At 39.1% G+C, this 18,106-nt stretch carries 21 protein-coding genes; 9 read left to right on the top strand and 12 right to left on the bottom strand.

Annotated elements, in window-relative coordinates:
* Window positions 1–91 precede the first annotated feature (91 nt).
* Complete coding sequence (locus tag FZF08_RS14265; protein WP_159469849.1) at window positions 92–451, top strand: hypothetical protein; 360 nt, start codon at window positions 92–94, stop codon at window positions 449–451.
* A 58-nt stretch (window positions 452–509) separates the two neighbouring features.
* Here the strand turns inward: FZF08_RS14265 and FZF08_RS14260 are convergent, their stop codons facing one another.
* The 5 genes from FZF08_RS14260 to FZF08_RS14240 all read right to left on the bottom strand — a co-directional run bounded on the left by FZF08_RS14260 (window position 510) and on the right by FZF08_RS14240 (window position 5,238).
* The gene (locus tag FZF08_RS14260; RefSeq protein ID WP_229216531.1) at window positions 510–1,367 is read right to left on the bottom strand and encodes a hypothetical protein; all 858 of its coding nucleotides are present in this window, start codon (window positions 1,365–1,367) and stop codon (window positions 510–512) included.
* Window positions 1,368–1,484: 117 nt separating this feature from the next.
* A complete protein-coding gene (locus tag FZF08_RS14255) occupies window positions 1,485–2,171 on the bottom strand; it encodes a pseudouridine synthase (RefSeq protein ID WP_159469847.1) in 687 nt (228 codons plus the stop codon).
* Between the two features lie 50 nt (window positions 2,172–2,221).
* The gene (locus FZF08_RS14250) at window positions 2,222–2,953 is read right to left on the bottom strand and encodes a class I SAM-dependent methyltransferase (RefSeq protein ID WP_159469845.1); all 732 of its coding nucleotides are present in this window, start codon (window positions 2,951–2,953) and stop codon (window positions 2,222–2,224) included.
* 99 nt (window positions 2,954–3,052) lie between these two features.
* On the bottom strand, window positions 3,053–3,775 hold the full coding sequence (locus FZF08_RS14245; RefSeq protein WP_229216530.1) for a DUF1361 domain-containing protein: 723 nt from the start codon (window positions 3,773–3,775) through the stop codon (window positions 3,053–3,055).
* Window positions 3,776–3,960: 185 nt separating this feature from the next.
* Entirely contained in the window at window positions 3,961–5,238 is a 1,278-nt protein-coding gene (locus tag FZF08_RS14240) for a DEAD/DEAH box helicase (protein ID WP_159469843.1), read from the bottom strand.
* Window positions 5,239–5,557: 319 nt separating this feature from the next.
* Here FZF08_RS14240 and FZF08_RS14235 point away from each other — a divergent pair, with 319 nt between their 5' ends.
* The 3 genes from FZF08_RS14235 (at window position 5,558) to FZF08_RS14225 (ending at window position 7,408) form a co-directional block, all read left to right on the top strand.
* Window positions 5,558–5,935 (top strand): hypothetical protein, encoded by a 378-nt coding sequence (locus FZF08_RS14235; RefSeq protein WP_159469841.1) that lies wholly within the window; start codon window positions 5,558–5,560, stop codon window positions 5,933–5,935.
* A 106-nt stretch (window positions 5,936–6,041) separates the two neighbouring features.
* Window positions 6,042–6,317, top strand: a complete 276-nt coding sequence (locus tag FZF08_RS14230) for a helix-turn-helix transcriptional regulator (protein WP_159469839.1) — start codon at window positions 6,042–6,044, stop codon at window positions 6,315–6,317.
* 146 nt (window positions 6,318–6,463) lie between these two features.
* Complete coding sequence (locus tag FZF08_RS14225; RefSeq protein WP_159469837.1) at window positions 6,464–7,408, top strand: D-2-hydroxyacid dehydrogenase family protein; 945 nt, start codon at window positions 6,464–6,466, stop codon at window positions 7,406–7,408.
* Between the two features lie 82 nt (window positions 7,409–7,490).
* On the opposite strand, the gene FZF08_RS14220 is transcribed toward FZF08_RS14225, so the two are convergent.
* Window positions 7,491–7,895 (bottom strand): hypothetical protein, encoded by a 405-nt coding sequence (locus FZF08_RS14220; RefSeq protein WP_159469834.1) that lies wholly within the window; start codon window positions 7,893–7,895, stop codon window positions 7,491–7,493.
* 421 nt (window positions 7,896–8,316) lie between these two features.
* Between FZF08_RS14220 and FZF08_RS14215 the strand changes: the two genes are divergently transcribed.
* The gene (locus tag FZF08_RS14215) at window positions 8,317–9,453 is read left to right on the top strand and encodes an acyl-CoA dehydrogenase family protein (protein ID WP_159469832.1); all 1,137 of its coding nucleotides are present in this window, start codon (window positions 8,317–8,319) and stop codon (window positions 9,451–9,453) included.
* Window positions 9,454–9,457: 4 nt separating this feature from the next.
* On the opposite strand, the gene FZF08_RS14210 is transcribed toward FZF08_RS14215, so the two are convergent.
* Entirely contained in the window at window positions 9,458–10,870 is a 1,413-nt protein-coding gene (locus FZF08_RS14210; protein ID WP_159469830.1) for a hypothetical protein, read from the bottom strand.
* Between the two features lie 149 nt (window positions 10,871–11,019).
* Here FZF08_RS14210 and FZF08_RS14205 point away from each other — a divergent pair, with 149 nt between their 5' ends.
* Complete coding sequence (locus FZF08_RS14205; protein WP_159469828.1) at window positions 11,020–11,511, top strand: ankyrin repeat domain-containing protein; 492 nt, start codon at window positions 11,020–11,022, stop codon at window positions 11,509–11,511.
* Window positions 11,512–11,850: 339 nt separating this feature from the next.
* On the opposite strand, the gene FZF08_RS14200 is transcribed toward FZF08_RS14205, so the two are convergent.
* Both FZF08_RS14200 and FZF08_RS14195 read right to left on the bottom strand, forming a co-directional pair.
* A complete protein-coding gene (locus FZF08_RS14200) occupies window positions 11,851–12,087 on the bottom strand; it encodes a hypothetical protein (RefSeq protein ID WP_409012659.1) in 237 nt (78 codons plus the stop codon).
* A 157-nt stretch (window positions 12,088–12,244) separates the two neighbouring features.
* Complete coding sequence (locus tag FZF08_RS14195) at window positions 12,245–13,138, bottom strand: LysR family transcriptional regulator (protein WP_159469824.1); 894 nt, start codon at window positions 13,136–13,138, stop codon at window positions 12,245–12,247.
* Window positions 13,139–13,332: 194 nt separating this feature from the next.
* Here FZF08_RS14195 and FZF08_RS14190 point away from each other — a divergent pair, with 194 nt between their 5' ends.
* The 3 genes from FZF08_RS14190 to FZF08_RS14180 all read left to right on the top strand — a co-directional run bounded on the left by FZF08_RS14190 (window position 13,333) and on the right by FZF08_RS14180 (window position 15,764).
* Entirely contained in the window at window positions 13,333–14,334 is a 1,002-nt protein-coding gene (locus FZF08_RS14190) for an aldo/keto reductase (protein ID WP_159469822.1), read from the top strand.
* 12 nt (window positions 14,335–14,346) lie between these two features.
* Entirely contained in the window at window positions 14,347–15,282 is a 936-nt protein-coding gene (locus tag FZF08_RS14185) for an NAD-dependent epimerase/dehydratase family protein (protein ID WP_200837086.1), read from the top strand.
* 179 nt (window positions 15,283–15,461) lie between these two features.
* Window positions 15,462–15,764, top strand: a complete 303-nt coding sequence (locus tag FZF08_RS14180; RefSeq protein ID WP_159469820.1) for a hypothetical protein — start codon at window positions 15,462–15,464, stop codon at window positions 15,762–15,764.
* A 69-nt stretch (window positions 15,765–15,833) separates the two neighbouring features.
* Here the strand turns inward: FZF08_RS14180 and FZF08_RS14175 are convergent, their stop codons facing one another.
* Genes FZF08_RS14175 through FZF08_RS14165 form a run of 3 tightly spaced genes read right to left on the bottom strand, consistent with a single transcriptional unit; the run spans window position 15,834 to window position 17,950 of the window.
* Window positions 15,834–16,175 (bottom strand): hypothetical protein, encoded by a 342-nt coding sequence (locus FZF08_RS14175; protein ID WP_159469818.1) that lies wholly within the window; start codon window positions 16,173–16,175, stop codon window positions 15,834–15,836.
* A 19-nt stretch (window positions 16,176–16,194) separates the two neighbouring features.
* A complete protein-coding gene (locus tag FZF08_RS14170) occupies window positions 16,195–16,587 on the bottom strand; it encodes a response regulator (protein WP_159469817.1) in 393 nt (130 codons plus the stop codon).
* 55 nt (window positions 16,588–16,642) lie between these two features.
* Window positions 16,643–17,950 (bottom strand): TolC family protein, encoded by a 1,308-nt coding sequence (locus tag FZF08_RS14165; protein WP_159469816.1) that lies wholly within the window; start codon window positions 17,948–17,950, stop codon window positions 16,643–16,645.
* Window positions 17,951–18,106: the final 156 nt, after the last annotated feature.

Here is an 18,106-nt window from a genome sequence, read left to right as displayed (position 1 = left end):
TCGAATATTGGTGTGCGCAATTTGCGGTTAACGATACTGAACTTTTAAAATGACGAAATTGATTCTTAAAGAAACCCCATCTTAAAATTACATGAAAGCTTACAAGTTATTTACTACTACGGATGGAGCATCCGCTTTCCAAAAAGGCGAGATAAAGGATCTGAATCAACTCCGGGCGGAATATTTTTTATTTCAACAGGATCCACCCGCAAGACGTGGTTACGACTGGCATCCGGCACCAAGAGCGCAATATGTTATTACACTACGAGGAACAATAGAATTCACGGTTACCGATGGGACTTCATTTGTTTTGAAACCGGGTGACGTACTACTGGCACAGGATGTTGCCAGCACAGGACATAAATGGCGAATGCTCGGAGAAGACAGCTGGGCCAGAACCTATATTGTACTTAAAGATGGTGAAGAGGACGGATTTGAACCAGAGGTATAAACACAAAATAGCACCCAGAAGATGGGTGCTATTTTGTATCCGTTTCCATCAAAAAAGATCATTCCGGGGCAGCTGCCGTGGTTTTTTGTATAATTGGCCAAACGCCTGGTGTTGGAACACTAACCCCTTTTGTTAAGCCTCTGGTTGCATTATCAGGACCGAAATAATACATCGGCCAGCCTTTGTAGGTCATCTGTTTTTTACCAAATACATCAATGGTTGAAAAAAGTGTTTTATCCAGCGCTGACGGAACATCTTTCCAATCTGTTACCCAAATCGGCCAGGTCGCATCGTTGCTGAAATCCGCTTTGGTGTAATTATTTTTGTTCTTTTTGTCTTTTGCAAATGCATACAAAGTACGGCCGGTAGCATCTACAAAAAATTGCGTATCGCCCGTTCCTTCTTTTGAATCCGCTGTGTAATTTTTACCGTCATTACCAATCAACTGAGTGTTAGCAAGCATAATCGAGTAAGATTTTTTTGCAACTATCCATACATTTCCAACATTTTCACCATTAACATCACCAGCAGCAGCGTCGGGTGTGTAATAGTACAAGGGCCAACCTTTGAAAGTCGTTTGCGTTTTTCCATCAGCTCTTGTAATTGTACCAAAATCGGTAGCAACAAGTCCCGTGTCCAGTTTCGGAGTAGCAGCTGAAAATATCGGCCAGACATCCAGACAACCACCGGTACAAGCGGAAGTTCCGTTCACATCTTTTGTGAAAAAGTACAGCGTTTTGCCTTTCTGATCCACAAGTACATTTCCATACTTGGTTGATTTCTGTGCAATGTCGAAGGTCGGAGCAGGTGGCACAACTACTACCGGAGTAGCGTCATCGTCGGAACTGCATGACCAACCTGCCAGTGCGACACATCCCATCATCACAACAGAATGAATTAAACTTTTAGCTTTCATATAAAATTTGTTAGGGGTAAGTATTGGTTTTGTAGCCAATACGGGCGAATCTTCCGTCAGGTTGCGTGACTTTAAAAAGAAGATTTACAATTTCCCTTAAGAACCTTTATGAAAGCGTTAAGAAATATGAAATTTCAGGGTATTTAGCATTCTTCTGAATTCCGGTTGATAATCAGCCGATATGGTGATAATATCTTCATTATCAGGATGTGAAAATTTTATTTCCCGCGCATGCAAAAGCATGGTATCCATCTCAAAATGCTCTTTGAAAAATTTATTCTGTTTGTTGCATCCATGAGGGCGATCACCTATTATCGGATGAAAAATATGGGCCATATGCTTCCGTAGCTGGTGCATTCTTCCCGTGGTCGGGTGAAGATCCAGGAGCGAATATCTGCTGGTTGGATGTTTTCCAAAAGGTAAATCCAGCTCGGTTTTTTGTAAGGTTTCAAAAGCCGTAAAGGCGTCCTGAATCACACCGTCATCGCGTTTCAAGGGGTAATCGATTTCCAGATAATCAGGTGTAAAACCTCTGACGATAGCACTGTAATATTTTTCCACTTTGCCATCCTGAAACTGCATTTGCATCAGGCTGTTCATGCGGTCGTTCAGGGCAAAAAGCAGGACACCGGAAGTTTTTCGATCAAGTCTGTGCACGGGATAAACGCGCTGGCCAATCTGATCCCGGAGGATCTGAACGGCAAATTCGGAAGTATCTGCTGCAATAAAAGAGCGATGGACAAGCAGTCCGTGAGGTTTATTAATGGCTACAAGGTCCGCATCCCTGTAAATAATTTCCAGCACCGGAATGGGAGAAGGAACAGGTAAAATGAGATCTTTTATAACAGAAAAAATTAAAATATGGAAAGATCCTTTTCTGTTTTCGACGTCAGAACCACATACGCATTGGGCTTTATACCAAGAAGATAAGGGAACATTTTAAGTAAGAACATTTTCAGTTTTATGATATAAAAACCCACCTTGTTATTTTCATAAAGCGGTTTTAAAACATCATCCTGAAAAAGATAACATTTGTCTTTTTCTATCTCGAAATTTTCAGACAATAACAGAAAACGAAAAAGACCTGGCGTATAAATATTAATATGACCGTAAGCCAGAAAATGTTTTATTTTTTTATCAACATAAAAAGAAAAATCAATCGGAACCTCAAAAATCTGGTTTTTGGAAACTCTTTTTATTTCACGCAATAGTATACGCTCATGTTCAACATGTTCCATTACATGTGAGCAAATGACGAGATCGAAGTGATTATCCGCATAAGGAATTTTATAACCGTCAAAAAGAAGAACATCTTTCAAATGTTCAATATTTTTTGACTTGATCATTTCAATACCACTTTCAGAAATTTCAACACAGTTCAGATTCTTACAAAAATCCCATTTTGACAGCCAGTAAAGAATACTTCCTTCACCGGCCCCTACTTCCAGTACATTTTCAAATTTTATATTTTTGGCTAATTCTATGATATTCTGCGCTTTGTATTTGGCACCCATTGTGCGCCAGGCCACAGATTTTTCGTCGTACTGGGAAGAATAAGAATCTTTTACTTTTTCGGATACATTCATTCTGAAAAGTGTCTTAGGATAGCCCTGAAATCAAAGCGTAATTATTCTGCAAAGTAAAACATTATTGTCTCAATTTAAGCAAAACCGCCATGTCACTTTTCAGTTATCTCTCTTGTTGTACCGTACCCTGAACCTGACAATTGCCCAAAGTACCAGATAAAGCATACCTAAAAGCAGACCGATTTCAAGACTGATCACGAGCGCTGTCCTGTCTAACATACTCTTAAATAAATTGTCAAGTATCAGGCGCGGATCGTGAATAATATCCCAGCTGTTCATCCGCCTGACCCGCCCCAGATAAACACCAAAACCAGCCAGCGGCAAACTGGCCAAGAGAAAAGTAGTACTAACCGATTTTCTGAAAACCCTTCGCCAGGTCTGGTGAATCCAGTAAAGAGAAACCAGACCGTTGAACAGACTTACTTCTGCATAGCAAAACAACATAATGGTGTCATGCCAGGTAAGATCACGCTTTAAATCAATGCTTAAATGCGAAATATCGGTAATCATGTAAGGCGCATTTGGGAAAAATGCAAGCCAGAAAAGACTGGAAAAAATGACTAAAACATGCAGATGCCCAAACCTTCTTGTGATATTATTGATGAAAAATGCAGTCATCAAGGGTATCCAGCTCAGAAAAAGATTCCAGTCCATGGAAAAATCAACCGGAGCATTAAAAAGAATGCGGACAAGATGAAAAAATACCGCTAACAGGCTCAATACCAAAAGCAAAAGCAGTGGATAAAGCCCCTCCATCGAAATTATAGGAGGATCTGCTATACTAAAACGATAATTTTTCCACCATTGAAGGATACGTTCCAAGTGTATTTAATTTAAGTTTTTCATAACGTCTACAAACAGCCCGGATACGACAGAAGTATAGGAAAAGGCTTAAAAAAAATTATACCGTCAGAATTTCTCAATGACCTTTTAACCGTACTACTTTTTCAAGATTTCATCCCAAAAATCCGTCCATTCCCTGTTTTATAAACGCAAGATAAGGCTGATTACGTTTGCAAAGGACTTTTTTTGTCATTCTTTTGCTTCGGTCGCCTGCTTTTTGAAGCGCCTCCCTGATTATTACGGGTTCCCTGAGAACTTTTATTTCGGGGAGCTGAATTACGAAATTTGGCTGGATCAAACTTAGGTGCTTCACCTAATCCCAGCTCTTCTGTCACCGATTGTTTCTCTACTTCTTTCTCAAAAAGTTTTTCGATCTTCAAAACATATTTCTGATCATGCTCATTGATAAAAGTAATAGCAGTTCCTTTTGACTCAGCGCGCGCTGTACGGCCAATACGGTGAACGTAGTCTTCCGGATCACGCGGTACATCGTAGTTTACCACATGGCTTAAATTATCAATATCAATTCCCCTTGACAATACGTCCGTGGCAACAAGTACCGGAAAAGTCCTGTTTTTAAAATCACGTAATACAATCTCTCTGTCAGCCTGATCCGAATCCGAAGAAATTCCGCGGGCTTCTAAACCCAGTTTTCTTAACGCTCGGACAATAGGCTCTACCGTTGATTTCCTCGAAGTAAACAAAACCATACTGGTATTTTGTACCTGCGAAAGCAAATGAGCCAGCAAAGGCAGTTTTTGCTCATCCGTTGTCATATAAAACTGTTGGTCAATTCGTTCGGCAGGTCTTGAAACCGCCAGACGAACTTCCTCTGGTTTCTGAAGAATCCTTTTTGCAAGCTCTCCAATTTTAGGAGGCATCGTTGCAGAGAACATCAAAGTCTGACGTTTTGCAGGCAAAAAGCTCATGATTTTTAGAATATCACTCAAAAAACCCATATCCAACATCCTGTCCGCCTCATCCAATACAAGATGTCTGATCGACCCAAAACTTACATAACCCAATTGCAAATGTGCAATAAGCCGACCCGGTGTAGCAATAATAATGTCAGCTCCTTGTGTCAAAGCACGTTTTTGCTGATCCCATTCCGGGCCTTTGTTACCACCATAAACGGCAATACTGGTTGCTCCAACAAAATAACCGAGCCCCTGAATCTGCTGGTCAATTTGCTGGGCCAGCTCACGTGTTGGCACCAATACGAGTGCTCCAATCTGGCCCATCGGATTGGTTGCAATTTTATCAAGAATAGGAATAAGATAAGCAGCCGTTTTACCAGTACCCGTCTGGGCACAGGCCAAAAGATCTTTTCCAGCTAAAATATAAGGGATTGCCTGCTCCTGAATCGGGGTAGCCTGTTGGTAGTTCATAGAATCCACGGCGTTAAGTACGTCTTCGTGGAGTTCAAATTCGTTAAAATTCAAAATTCAGCTTTTTAAGTCAAAACCATCAAGTGTGTTGATACTTTTACAGGTTTTAACAGTTGTTTAAAAATAAGAAGCTGACTTTTAATTTCGCTAGTCAGCAAACCGCTTGATTATAAACAAAGATACTCAATAAAGTTGTAAAAATGACAATTGAAGCAATTGATTGATTGTCAATTATTTAGCTTTCATTTTTTTAGCTAAAAATACGACGGGATCAGTATCACAAAAGATTCCGCAGACAAGTTGCTATTTATTAACCAATTAGCCTCCCCGGTTACATTTTTTTTGTATTATTGTACAAAAAAATGTAACGGTCATGAAAAACTTAGTTCCTGTTTTGCTTTTCACTCTTATATTTCTTTCTTGTTCTAAAAAACAGAAAACAGAAGATCCTGTTATTGAACCAACCAATGAACTTGTAGGTACAATCTGGGAAAGATATCTGACCAAATTCCCTGAAAACAATAAAGATCTGTACAATTATCTTTCGTTTAAGACTGCGTCAGAAGTTGAGTTTTCAAGTAAATTTGACAGAGTTGAACTAACAACCGCTCCTATAATTTTCCCATACAGCTATGACAGTAAGAAAGTTGTATACAGCGGCGACGGCTACAATTACACCGGTACATTTTCAGGAGATACTTTGAAAGTAATAGGCACCGCTGGTATTTTGTACTACACCAAAATGAAGTAACGCAGCATTTTTTAAGTGATAAAGAGAAATGGCTCTTTTCACTACTCCCCTTGGCATATATGAATTCATGTCCAAAATCGATATATTTACAAAAATAAATCAGACCATGGACTTAAAAAAAATAGAGAAAATTTCAAAAGCTTTGGGCGATCCGTACCGTTTAAAAATTATCGAAGCGATCAATAAAGAACAAACATGGCTGCCGTGCTCAACGATCGTTGAAATGTTCAATCTGGCCCAATCTACGATTTCTCACCATTTGAAGCAATTGTCCGATGCAGACCTTCTCATAACTGAGAAGGATGGTCGTAACACAAAATATATCGTGAATAAGGAAGTTTTCAGTTCTTATATCAATTTCTTAAACTCTTTTAAAGACTAACGTTCGTTTTATTCCAATTCGAACTGACAAAATTATTTTCAAAAGAGACAAGATACCTAAAAGTATTTTGTCTCTTTTTTTGTTGTGATATTACGCCATCCTGTGCCACAGGAATTGTTTTACTATTACTATTAGATTGAAGTAAAATGGATAAAATAAAAATTGCCGTTCTTGATGATTACCAGAACGCCGCTATAAAAATGGCTGACTGGACAGCGCTTGATAAAGCCTGTGAAATCACTGTTTTCAACGATCATTTATTTGGACAAGATGAAATCGCAAAGCGTTTACAACCTTTTGATATTATTTGTCTGATGCGGGAAAGGACGCCTGTGAACCGCGCATTGCTTTCAAAACTCCCAAATCTTAAACTCATCGTTTCAACCGGGCTTCGAAATGCTTCTATTGATTCTGCGGCCGTGAGTGAGCTTGGTATACAACTGGAAAATACGGGATATATCGGTACGGGTGCGCCGGAATTAACCTGGGCACTACTGATGGCAATAGCACGAAAGATCCCTCAGGAAAATGCTTCCGTCAAAAAAGGTGGCTGGCAAAATACAATTGGTACGGACATAGCTGGCAAAACGATCGGAATTATTGGCCTTGGCAAAATAGGAGATAAAATTGCGTCCATGGCCCGCGTTTTCGACATGAACGTCATTGCATGGAGCGAAAACCTGACAGAAGAAAAAGCCTCAGAGAAAGGTGTAAAAGCAGTTTCAAAAGAATATCTCTTTCAAAACGCCGATTTTATTACAGTGCATCTGGTTTTAAGCGAACGATCGAAAGGAATAATTGGAGCGGCAGATCTTGCGTTGATGAAACCCTCTGCTTATCTTATCAATACTTCTCGCGGCCCGCTAATCGATGAGAATGCCTTAATTGATGTTTTAAAAGAAAATAAAATCGTAGGAGCCGCACTTGATGTTTTTGAAACAGAACCGCTGCCGCCTGATCATCCTTTCCGGACGCTGGACAATGTGCTGGCGACTCCGCATATTGGCTATGTTACCGAAAATACTTATAAATTATTCTTTGAGGATATAGTAAAAATCATCGAAAACTGGATTGCAAAAACAAGACCTTAAAATTTTCGCCTGCCTAATTTTTTATACTAATTTACAAAAATGAAGTCCCGCGTTTTTCCTGACGCGGAACTTCATTTTTATTTCAAAGCAGTGAAACCAGCTTTTCAGAAGCACTCTGGATTTTGATTTCCTTAATCAGCGTTTGTTTTTTGCTGTACAATTCGAAATAATAAACACCATCTGTCAAATCATTCATATCAAATTGTCTGCGGTATTTTGATTGTTTGTCATCATTTGTTTCAGAGTAATAAATTTTCCCGTCCTTTCCGGTAAGCAGTATTCTCAATCTGCCCTCCGTGTTTTTGTCAACCATCAGCTTTACTTTATTGGTGTTAGGGACTTTGACCAAATAAGCTTCAAATGCTTTTTTTGTTGATTCCTCTTTTTGGGGATGTTCCTTTTTATCGGAAGCCTCAGAAGTAAATGAACCAAGGGAAAGGGCCAACGCAAGTACGCATGGCAGGATTAAAGTGCTTGTAATTTTCATGGCTATTTTGATTTATGGTTAAACAATGTTTTACACATTATTACACCTTACTGGAAAAAGGTCGTACCAAATTAAATTTGCCTGATATGCCACTACCTAAAAAATACACAACTAACTTATAATCAAATATTTAAAATACAAAAAAAATATAATGATACAAATTTAACATGTTCGTATTCGAACATATTTATTACAAACTGTGCGTTTATATGTAAAAACAAAGGAACCTGATTTTCAAGTACTTTCACCGCTGTTCAACGGTAACCGCATTTTTCTTTTTGTTTAAACAGAACAAAATTTTCGAATAGGATTTTTACGGGTACAATAATTGGTATAAAAATTAACAGGCATTGAAAAGTCGCCGCATTTTTAATTTTTATAATCAACAGATCAGACAAATATTACTATCAACCAGCTATTAATGGATCATTTATTCTCACCCCAGTTATATCAAAAAATAGCTCGAAATGCGGCGCATATTGATCATGAAGGCTGTTTTCCGGAGCAGGAATTCAAATTGTTCGCAGAGGCAGGTTTGTTGGAAATCGTTCTTCCCAGCAATTCTCTTGATTTTGAGAAACATAAAAATCAGGGACTTTTAACTCTTTTGAAAACAATTGGTAAAGCGAGTTTGCCCGTTGGCAGAATTTATGAGGGGCATATTAACGCACTTTTTCTTGTTTATTTATTTGGTAAAACTGAACAAAAACAAAGGTGGTTTGCCGATGTGATTTTGGGTAAAAAAATGTTCAGTGTCTGGAATACGCAGGATTCGGAAGGCGTGCGGATTTATGATCTGGGAAATGGTAAATATAGATTGCAAGGCTGTAAAACATTCTGCTCCGGCGCTTCCAGAATCGCAAGGCCGCTTGTAACGGGAGAACTGGTTTCTGCCAAAAAAAAAGGCTGGCAAATGTGCATTATCCCCACAGAGCAAGTAAAGGAAATCAAGGTTGACAACAGTTTTTGGAAACCACTGGGTATGCGCGCTTCCGCCAGTTTCAGAATGGATTTTTCTGGTATTGAAATCAGTGAGAGTGATCTGCTTGGTGCTCCGGATGCCTACTATCAACAACCTTATTTTAGTGGAGGAGCGATTCGTTTTGCGGCAGTGCAACTGGGAGGAGCGGAAGCATTATTTGAAGAAACACATACGTTTTTGAAAGGTTTGAAACGTACCGATGACACCTTTCAACGCGCCCGTATTGCGGAAATCGCTTACCTGATCGAAACCGGAAATCTTTGGATTAAACAGGCAGGTTTAAAAACCGATTCTACCACAGAAAATACGGATTCAATAGCTCAGCTGCTGGCTTACGTCAATATGACCCGAACGATAATAGAAGAAATTTGCCTCCGTTGCATGCAACTCGCAGAACGATCCATTGGTGCGCGTGGATTGATGCGGCCCAATCCTATGGAGCGTATTCACCGGGATCTTACAACGTATCTTCGTCAACCGGCTCCTGATGCAACGTTGACCGCTATTGGAGAATATGTTTTAAAACAGGAAAGTACAAAGGGAATCTGGGATAATATAGCAAAAAAAAGTCTCTGAAATTTTAGGTGACTTTTACAATTGCCAGAGCGATATTCGTTACGGAAACTGTTAAACTGATCTCCATTTCCTGAACTTTTTCAAGTTCGATAGTTTCAATTTCTCCTAAAAGTGTATTCCAAATGTGAACCTTATAGCATCCGTTTTCCAGACCCGGAACCTGAATTGTGAGCAAAACTTTCTTAGTATTAGATTGAATAACTTTATTCCTGCCAATTTTTTCATTTTTCAAAAGCCACACAACTGCCTGATTTCCATCACCGCATCCAAATGCAATAAAAGCCGGATCAGAAACTTTGATATGAGGATTTAAATTTTTCCTACTGAAAATTTTCCAGTTTATCAATTTTACAAATTCCGACAAATTCTGTTGCGCCCGGCGCATTCCATGCGTCAGCACATGCGGCTGACGGTAAGGCCAGCGCATTCCTCCCCCAGTCGCGCCCGAAGCCAGATGCGCCCACTGCATATTCAAAAAGTACTGATCGTCAAACAATTCTGGCAAATTCCGCTTTCTTCGATAATGATCAATAGGGCCATGTTCACTATCAAAAAAAGGTCTTTTTTCAGGCAAATGCATGATTGCTTCTTCAACCAATTTTCCGGAGGTAATTGCTGCATCAATAGCATTTCTCGGATTATTGATTGTACCCGACTCGTACAAATGTGTGCTGGCAAAATCAAGTTCAGGATGTCTGAAAATCAGGTCTTTCATTTGATAACGCGCTATCAATGGCGCAAAAACGGACACCGTTTGAGGATGCGTTTTGCCATAAAGCCCATTTTCCAAAGTTTTGACATGAACACTGAGCTCGTTGATAAATTCATACAGTCCATCTGTTTTTCCCAAAGCGTGCGCCGGATTTATTTCATTCCATAAATCCCAGGCAAACAAAACGCCGCTGCTCCCCCATCTTTCGGTCACAAATGTCAGTCTGTTTTTTATAGCTTCCAGCGTTTCGGGAGAAGTCAGCCATTGCGATTTCCTTTTGCAGGGACCATTATTCGAAGCGTTGTAGGGATGATTTTTCCAGCGCCTTTCCATCCAGAAGGTATCAAATGGAGTCAGTAAAATCCGCAATTTATATTTCTCGCACAAGACAAACAAGTCATCCCAAAACTGAACCATATTGGGTTGAAACCGGCCAGCCGGCCGTTCAAAATAACGGTTTTCTGTCTGACAATATTCCAGCATGATGCGCAGACAATTTACCCCATGAGCGGCCAGAAAAGCAAAATGCACTTCAACCGCCTTTATATTTTTTCTTTTGAACAATCCTTCCAGATCAGGCCAGATCATTGCATCGTTTTGCCCAATGGGCGTCCAGTTATTTCCTTTTTCATCAACAAAATAAGGAGAATCCATACTCAGCTGAATCCAGGTCAACTTTTCGTTTTCTTGATTTCCTGTAATCATAATTTAATTAAATCCTTACCGCTACTTCCATTTGAATTTGGAACGGTTTTTTTTAAGATGATAAACTATAAACACATAATGCTGTTAAAATCTGCGTGCCATCAAAAGAAGTGCATTTTACAAGCATTAAAATCGAACCGAAAAATTTTATGGAAAATCTTAACAATGTAATTATCCACGCAGCACGCCTGGGAAATATTGACGTGATAAGAGAAGTGATTGCTCGCGAGACGGACGTAAATGCAAGGGATGACAAAGGCTATACGCCCTTGATCATAGCATGTTATAACAACCAGTTGGAAGCTGCAAGATTTCTTCTTGAGTCCGGTGCCGATGTAAATGCACAGGATTACGGAGGAAATACTGCTTTGATGGGCGTTTCTTTTAAAGGATATGCAGACATTGCTACAATGCTGATACAAAAAGGAGCAAACCTGGACATGCAACACGGAAACGGAGGAACTGCACTCATGTTTGCGGCCATGTTTGGTAGAAATGAGCTTGTAAAAATACTGGTCGACAGTGGCTCAAATATATCCATACTAGATACACGCGGACTTTCAGTTTTTGATCTCGCTGCCCAGCAGGGAAATGAAGTGGCAATAGAAATTCTGGAAAATGCCCGGCAATTAAAGTCTTAAAATTCCGTTAATGCCTCATTTTAAGACTTTAATTGCCCAATTTTTTAAAAACTTAAAAATATCTGATTATCAATTGGTTAAATGATTATTTACTGAGCATAACTGAACCACTCAGGAGTAAATCCGGGGTGGTTTCGATTTTCTTGACCTTTACGGCTCACCAATACTCCTTCTGACTTATTTCTATATTTAAAAGTATATTAAATTAATGCAGGTGCGGCACCAAACGCTTTTTGAATGCAAAAGAAAAGTGAGACAAATCTTCAAAACCGACTTCCAGGTATACATCAGAAGGTTTTCTGCTTTTTTTTCTGATCAAATAATAAGCCTGATTTAATCTTATAAAATAGCTTCCTGCACTTTTAAAGTTGTAAGCAATTTACTTACCGGTTCACCATTATTTTCGTACGGCAAAAGTGAAGCCGCGAAATCGCTGTAAAGTATATTTCGTTTTAATAGGATCAGTTCTTCCGGGGAATGTTTTTTCTTGACTAAAATTCTATTCTGCGTACTAAAATCCTGCAAGGTTTTCTGATCAAATATGACACTGATCGACATACATTCTCCGTTTTGCAGCAGGATATTTTTATTATTACAAGCTGGTTTCTTTTGACAAAATAAGAATCAACTTCATTAAAAACGATCTTGAAAATATATCTTTTGTCAATAGTTAGCTCTGCTATAAAGCTCAAATTGGCTTTCCTGAAAAGTTCAGTTTCTAAAATTCACTTTATTACATCACCTCCCGGAATAATTTCTTGATCACCTCAGTTTCACTCACATAAATCGTTTTCTTTTTAGTACCAAAATATAAAGTATTGGTCAGTTCTTTATCACCTTTCCAAATCATTTTCACCAAACCGTTCTCCACTTCTTTTTTACAAAGGAAATCGGGAATAATTGCCAACCCCTTTCCACTGGTAAGGCACCGCACTATGGAATTCAGGTTTGGAACAATGTAGTTTGGCCTGAAATCCGGATATTTATTAAAATTCAGTTGCCAGAATCTTCTCAGATGCTCCATATCACCCGTTGTGCCATACCATTTCTGCTGTTTCAACCAAGCTTCCAGAGCTTCTGAATCACCTTGGGCCAGTATTGTATTGAAAGCCTGATCATCAATCTCATGCCCTCCTACCATCACGATTGTTTCAGATGAAAAAGCTTCATGCTCAATCTCAGTACTAGTCCCTTTTTGAGGAGTTATGATCAGGTCAAGAATCCCCTTTTCCAGGTTTTCCAGCATCTCAGGATACTGTCCAAACTGAATAATGACATTGAATGGCAAAGTAGATATATACTGTTCCAAAGTGATCTGAAACGTTTCAAAACACATCCCCACACTGATCGTTGGTGTCTGCTTTTCGGTACTTTTCTGAAAATTCTTTTCTGCTTCTTCCAGCTTGATAAGCGGCTCTATAATAGCATTATAAAATACTTTCCCTTTTTCGGTAGGAATCATTTTCCGGGCCGTTCTGTCGAACAATTTATAGCCAACATAACTTTCCAATGAGCTTAAATGCAAACTCACGCCGGGTTGAGAAATAAATAAAGTCTGGGCGGCGCCCGTCAGCGTTCCGGTTGAATATATCGCTTTAAAGGTCCTGTACCACTCTAAATTAACCATTTTCTTATCTATCAGTTAAATAATACCAACCTATAAAAGTACTTATTTTTATGATATTTCTTTTCATTGCAATTTTGTAAAAGAATTACAGAAACGGCGGGTCGATCAATGACAAACTAGCTGTAAGCAATTCTTTTATTCAAAAGAAAAAAGCAGTTTCCATTTCAATAATGGAACAATAAACAAATTCAAATATGGAATACAGGAAATTAGGAACAACGGACTTAAACTTATCAGCGATAACGTACGGAGCATTTGCCATTGGCGGTTCTATGTGGGGCGGGAATGAAAAACAGGATTCTATTGACGCCATCCACGCATCTCTGGATCACGGCGTAACCAGTATTGACACGGCTCCATTTTATGGTTTCGGACTTAGCGAAGAATTAATTGGTGAAGCTATAAAGGGCCGGGATCGCTCTAAAATCCAGATCCTTACCAAATTCGGACTTGTTTGGGATAAAAGTAACAATGGAAAAGGTGAACATTTTTTTGATGCTGCGGATGATCATGGAAATGCCATACCGGTTTTCAAATTTGCTTCAAAAGAAAACATTATTAAGGAGGCGGAAGAAAGTCTGAGACGTTTGGGAACGGATTATATTGATCTTTTGCAGATCCACTGGCCGGATGCAACTACGCCGATTTCAGAAACGATGGAAGCAATGGAACTTCTGATCCAGCAGGGAAAAATAAAAGCGGCCGGTGTTTGCAATTATGATCTTTCCAAAATGCAAACGGCCGCTGAAACGATCAAACTTGCTTCAAACCAGGTTTCTTACAGTATGCTGAACAGGGGAATTGAAAATGAACTGGTCCCCTATTCCGTCGCGAATGATATTTCAATTATTGCTTACAGTCCTTTGGAGAGAGGACTTTTGACCGGCAAATATTTTAAAGATGCTAAACTGAAATCCGATGATCACAGAAATGGTTATTTCGGCCAGTTTGATCCTGAACAGGTTGAAGCTTTTTTAAACAAAATGCAACCTCTTGCAGATCGCAAAAATGCAACTTTATCACAACTTGTTTTGCGCTGGACTACCTTACAACCTGGCATTTCAGTTGTGCTTGCCGGTGCCCGAAATGCAAAACAGGCTATTGAAAATGCAGCTGCAATCAATATCAGCCTTTCGGACGAAGATTTAAATTTCATCAATAAAAATCTTGCATTCATAAATCAGCAATTGGCTTAAAAATCAGAAATCATGTCAATAAATAAAGTATTCATCACGGGCGCAACCGGATATTTAGGAGGTTCCGTAGCACATTTGCTGCTTCAAAAAGGTTATCAGGTTTCTGCTTTGGTCAGAAAAGATTCGGATGCTGAAAAATTGCAGGCACTTGGAATTACTCCGATAATGGGTACAATTCACAATATGCCCGTTCTCAGAAAGGCAGCAACCGACGCCGATGCAGTAATTCATACGGCAGATGCGGATGATTTTTTCTCGGTGATTACTTTTTTGGAAGAATTAAAAGGAACCGGAAAAACTTTTATTTTCACTTCCGGATCAAGCCTTGTAGGTGACAATGCAAAAGGTGAAAAAGGAAATATTGTATATTCTGAAGATATTCCTGTACAACCCAGGCTTGAAAAGCTTCATCGAGTAGCGATTAACGATCATATTCTGGCCGCAGCGAAAGATAATGTGCGAAGTATTGTGCTGGTGCCGACAATGGTTTATGGAAAAGGTTTAGGAATAAAGCCCGACAGTATCCAGGTTCCTATGCTGATCGATATTTCCAAACAAAAGAAAGCGGGTGTTTATATTGAAAAAGGTGAAAATATCTGGAGCAATGTACACATCGAAGATTTAGCCGAATTGTACATTCTGGCATTGGAAAGGGCTAATGCCGGTTCTTACTTCTATACTGAAAATGGCAGTGCATCCTTAAAAGACGTTGCAATAAGTATAAGTAAAATGCTTGGTTTTGAAGGAAAAACAGAATCAATCAGTCTGGATACTGCGATTGAAAAATGGGGACCTGATGCTTCGGCTTTTGGATTCGCTTCAAACAGCATCGTTAATTCTGATAAAGCAAAGAAATTGCTTGGCTGGAATCCTAAACATTCTTCTATTCTGGAAGATATCGCAACGGGATCTTACCACAAGATTCATGTAGCTACACGGGAAATTTAATTATTCCGTTAACCAGTTTTCAGCAGATCTCCGTCATTTTTTCTTGTAAAAAGAAGTAAAGGCGGAGATTACTTTTTTTTGAAAAATTAGTAATTTTTTTATTCAAAAACTGCTTGACATTGCTGAGATTAATTTTTATACTTACTTATATTTCTCACAAAACAACCAGACTCTGAATTATGAAAAGCGTTCAAAAAACACCTTCTGTTATCGGATTTAATAACGAATCCTACATGCATTATCTTGCTATTCGTTACATCTACAACTCAAACGATCCAAAATGGGAATTGATCCGTTGGACAGGGGTTTCCGAGATTTCTGAACAAACCTGGATAGAATTGCACCATACTGCAAAACATGATGTAGAAAATGAAGGAGGAAGTTTGAAAGGTTACGAGTTTGTAAATAATGAACTTGTGTCTCATGACTGGATCAATACAAAATCATGGCCGACTAACTGGATGTGGGTCATTCAATCTTAAAAAATTTCTATTTGAAAAAACTTTGCTTTTGAAATAATTAAATAAAAATCCATAGGAGCTCAAACGTTCCTATGGATTTTTATTTAAGTGCAATCTTTGACTATCTCCTGTCATTACAATTGATTTACAATGAATGATCGTATGCTCATTTGTGACAAGCACATAACACCCATCGTTATCCCTGTCTATCGTTTCAACGACTTCACCCAAGGAAAAACCAGGATTAAATTCTGCGATTTTCTCCAATAATATCCTGTTCAGCGATTCATCATCGGAATTTTCCAATAATTCCATGTATCCGAAAGACGACCCGTCAAGGACATGACAGCGCATATTCAGCAGCCCGGCTTCCAATACTGCGAACAAACCAGCAGGCCCGGCTCCAACAATACATAAGTCAGTTTGAATCATTTTCTTTTTTTGATAAAGATTACCAAAAGGCAGCCTTAAGCATTTCCAGCAAAAAATACAGGTCACTGGCACTTTTAAATAAAACATGTAACTGCTTTTCGTCCCATGGCTTAGAAATATATCCGTAAATCTTTGCCGTATTATCAACGTAAATCCCAGGATAGTCAGTCACCAGAATTCTTGCACACTGGCTATGGCTTATCAGCGTTTCTTCCAGGAATTTAATACCTGCAACATTCGCAATGTGATGATCGCTGACAATAATCTGAACATCATTATCCCGCAACACCTGGAAACCTTCTTCGGCTGAACTCGCCAAAAGAATCCTGTAATCCTTTCTGAAAATTGCAGTAAAAGCAGACTGGTTATTTACCTCACTGTCAACATAAAGAATGGTCGCTTTTTTGTTCATTTTTTCGGAGGAAAAACCTAAGCCCTGATGCCGGTTTAGATACTGTAAAAACAACTTACCGACCGTTTTGCCCCAATGCTTTTTTATAGGCCGCTTCATTGATCTTGTATTCAACTTTGGCATCAATAATGTTGCTATTGGCCTGCTGCCATAGTGTCTGCGCCTCCAAAACATCCTGTCCGGTTACGGTTCCTGCTGAAAAACGGTCATTACTAAGACGAAGGTTTTCCTCCGCCTGTTTTACAGAAGCGATCGAAAGGTCGATACGCTTGGCTGATTGATTTAGCATCAAATATGCATTTTGGACTTCGATTGAAATCAGCTCTTTGGTTTCATCCAACTGAACCTGATTCGCTCTGATCTTAAAAGACTGCTCTTTTACTTTGCTCGCTTTTTGTCCCCAATCCCAGATCGGGATGCTTACGCTTACAAAACCCAGATAGGAAGAAAGGAAATTATTCCCATTTTCAAAATTCATTTTTGGACCGATACTGGCAAAACCGCTTGCCAATAATCCAACGGTTGGCTTAAAATCAGCTTTTAATAATTTTTCCTGTAATTGCTGCGCTTCAAGTGATCTTTTCAGCAAACGTATTTCCGATCGGTTTTCAGCAGCGAGCAAAAAACTATCGGCAGCAAACGTGTTAAATGAGCCAGTAATCGAATCGCCAATCATGATGTCGGCATTTCCGACCATGCCAATACTTTGTGCAAGGCCTAATTTTGACATAACCATACCGTCTTTTGCTTTGCTCAAATTCAATTCGGTTTCATTCAATTGTACCTGAACACGGAGAATATCATTTTTGTAAATCATCCCGGCATCATAAGAATTCCTGAGTTCATGAAGCAGTGATTCCAATAATGTCCTGAAACGGTTGGCGAGTGCAATTTTCTCATTCATATTGGCAACCTGCCAGTATGCCTTTTCAACATTAAATAATACTTCCGATTCTGTAAGAACCTTTTGCTCTTCATAAATTTCAATTCCCTTTTCAGCAGCCTGTCTTCCCAGTTTTATTTTTCCTCCTGCATATATAGACTGCTTGACAATCACGGATGGGCTCACTCCATATTCAGGTAATAAAGAACTGAGTGGCTTTCCAAAATAAAAACCCGCCACCGAGCCGTCAATGGTCGGCTTGTCCATGCCGTTCAAACCTTCACGTGCTGCTTTCGCTGCATCAATATTAAACTGAGACGATTTTATCTTTTTGTTTTGGGCAAGTGCCATTGAACGCGCTTCTTCCAGAGAAATAAGTTTTTGCCCGAGTACGGCATCACTATTTCCAAGTAAAAACAAGATGGAGAAAATCACACAAACATGGGTATATTGAAGTGCTCCGGTTTTAAAAAGTTTCATGATCTGATTATTAAAATGTATCGATTATTTCAGGTTCCTGATGTTTGGCAGTTTTTAAAATTGTCAGCGGCCAATGTTTTCAGCTGACAATTATCCATTATCAGACTATACTCTAAACATGACAGGAGCTTTTTACCAGGATAAATATTTTTTTGA

Source organism: Dyadobacter sp. 3J3, from assembly GCF_009801115.1.
Taxonomy (GTDB): Bacteria; Bacteroidota; Bacteroidia; order Cytophagales; family Spirosomataceae; genus Dyadobacter.
Note: the sequence above shows the minus strand (reverse complement) of the source record. Positions and strands in the feature narration are given on the sequence as shown.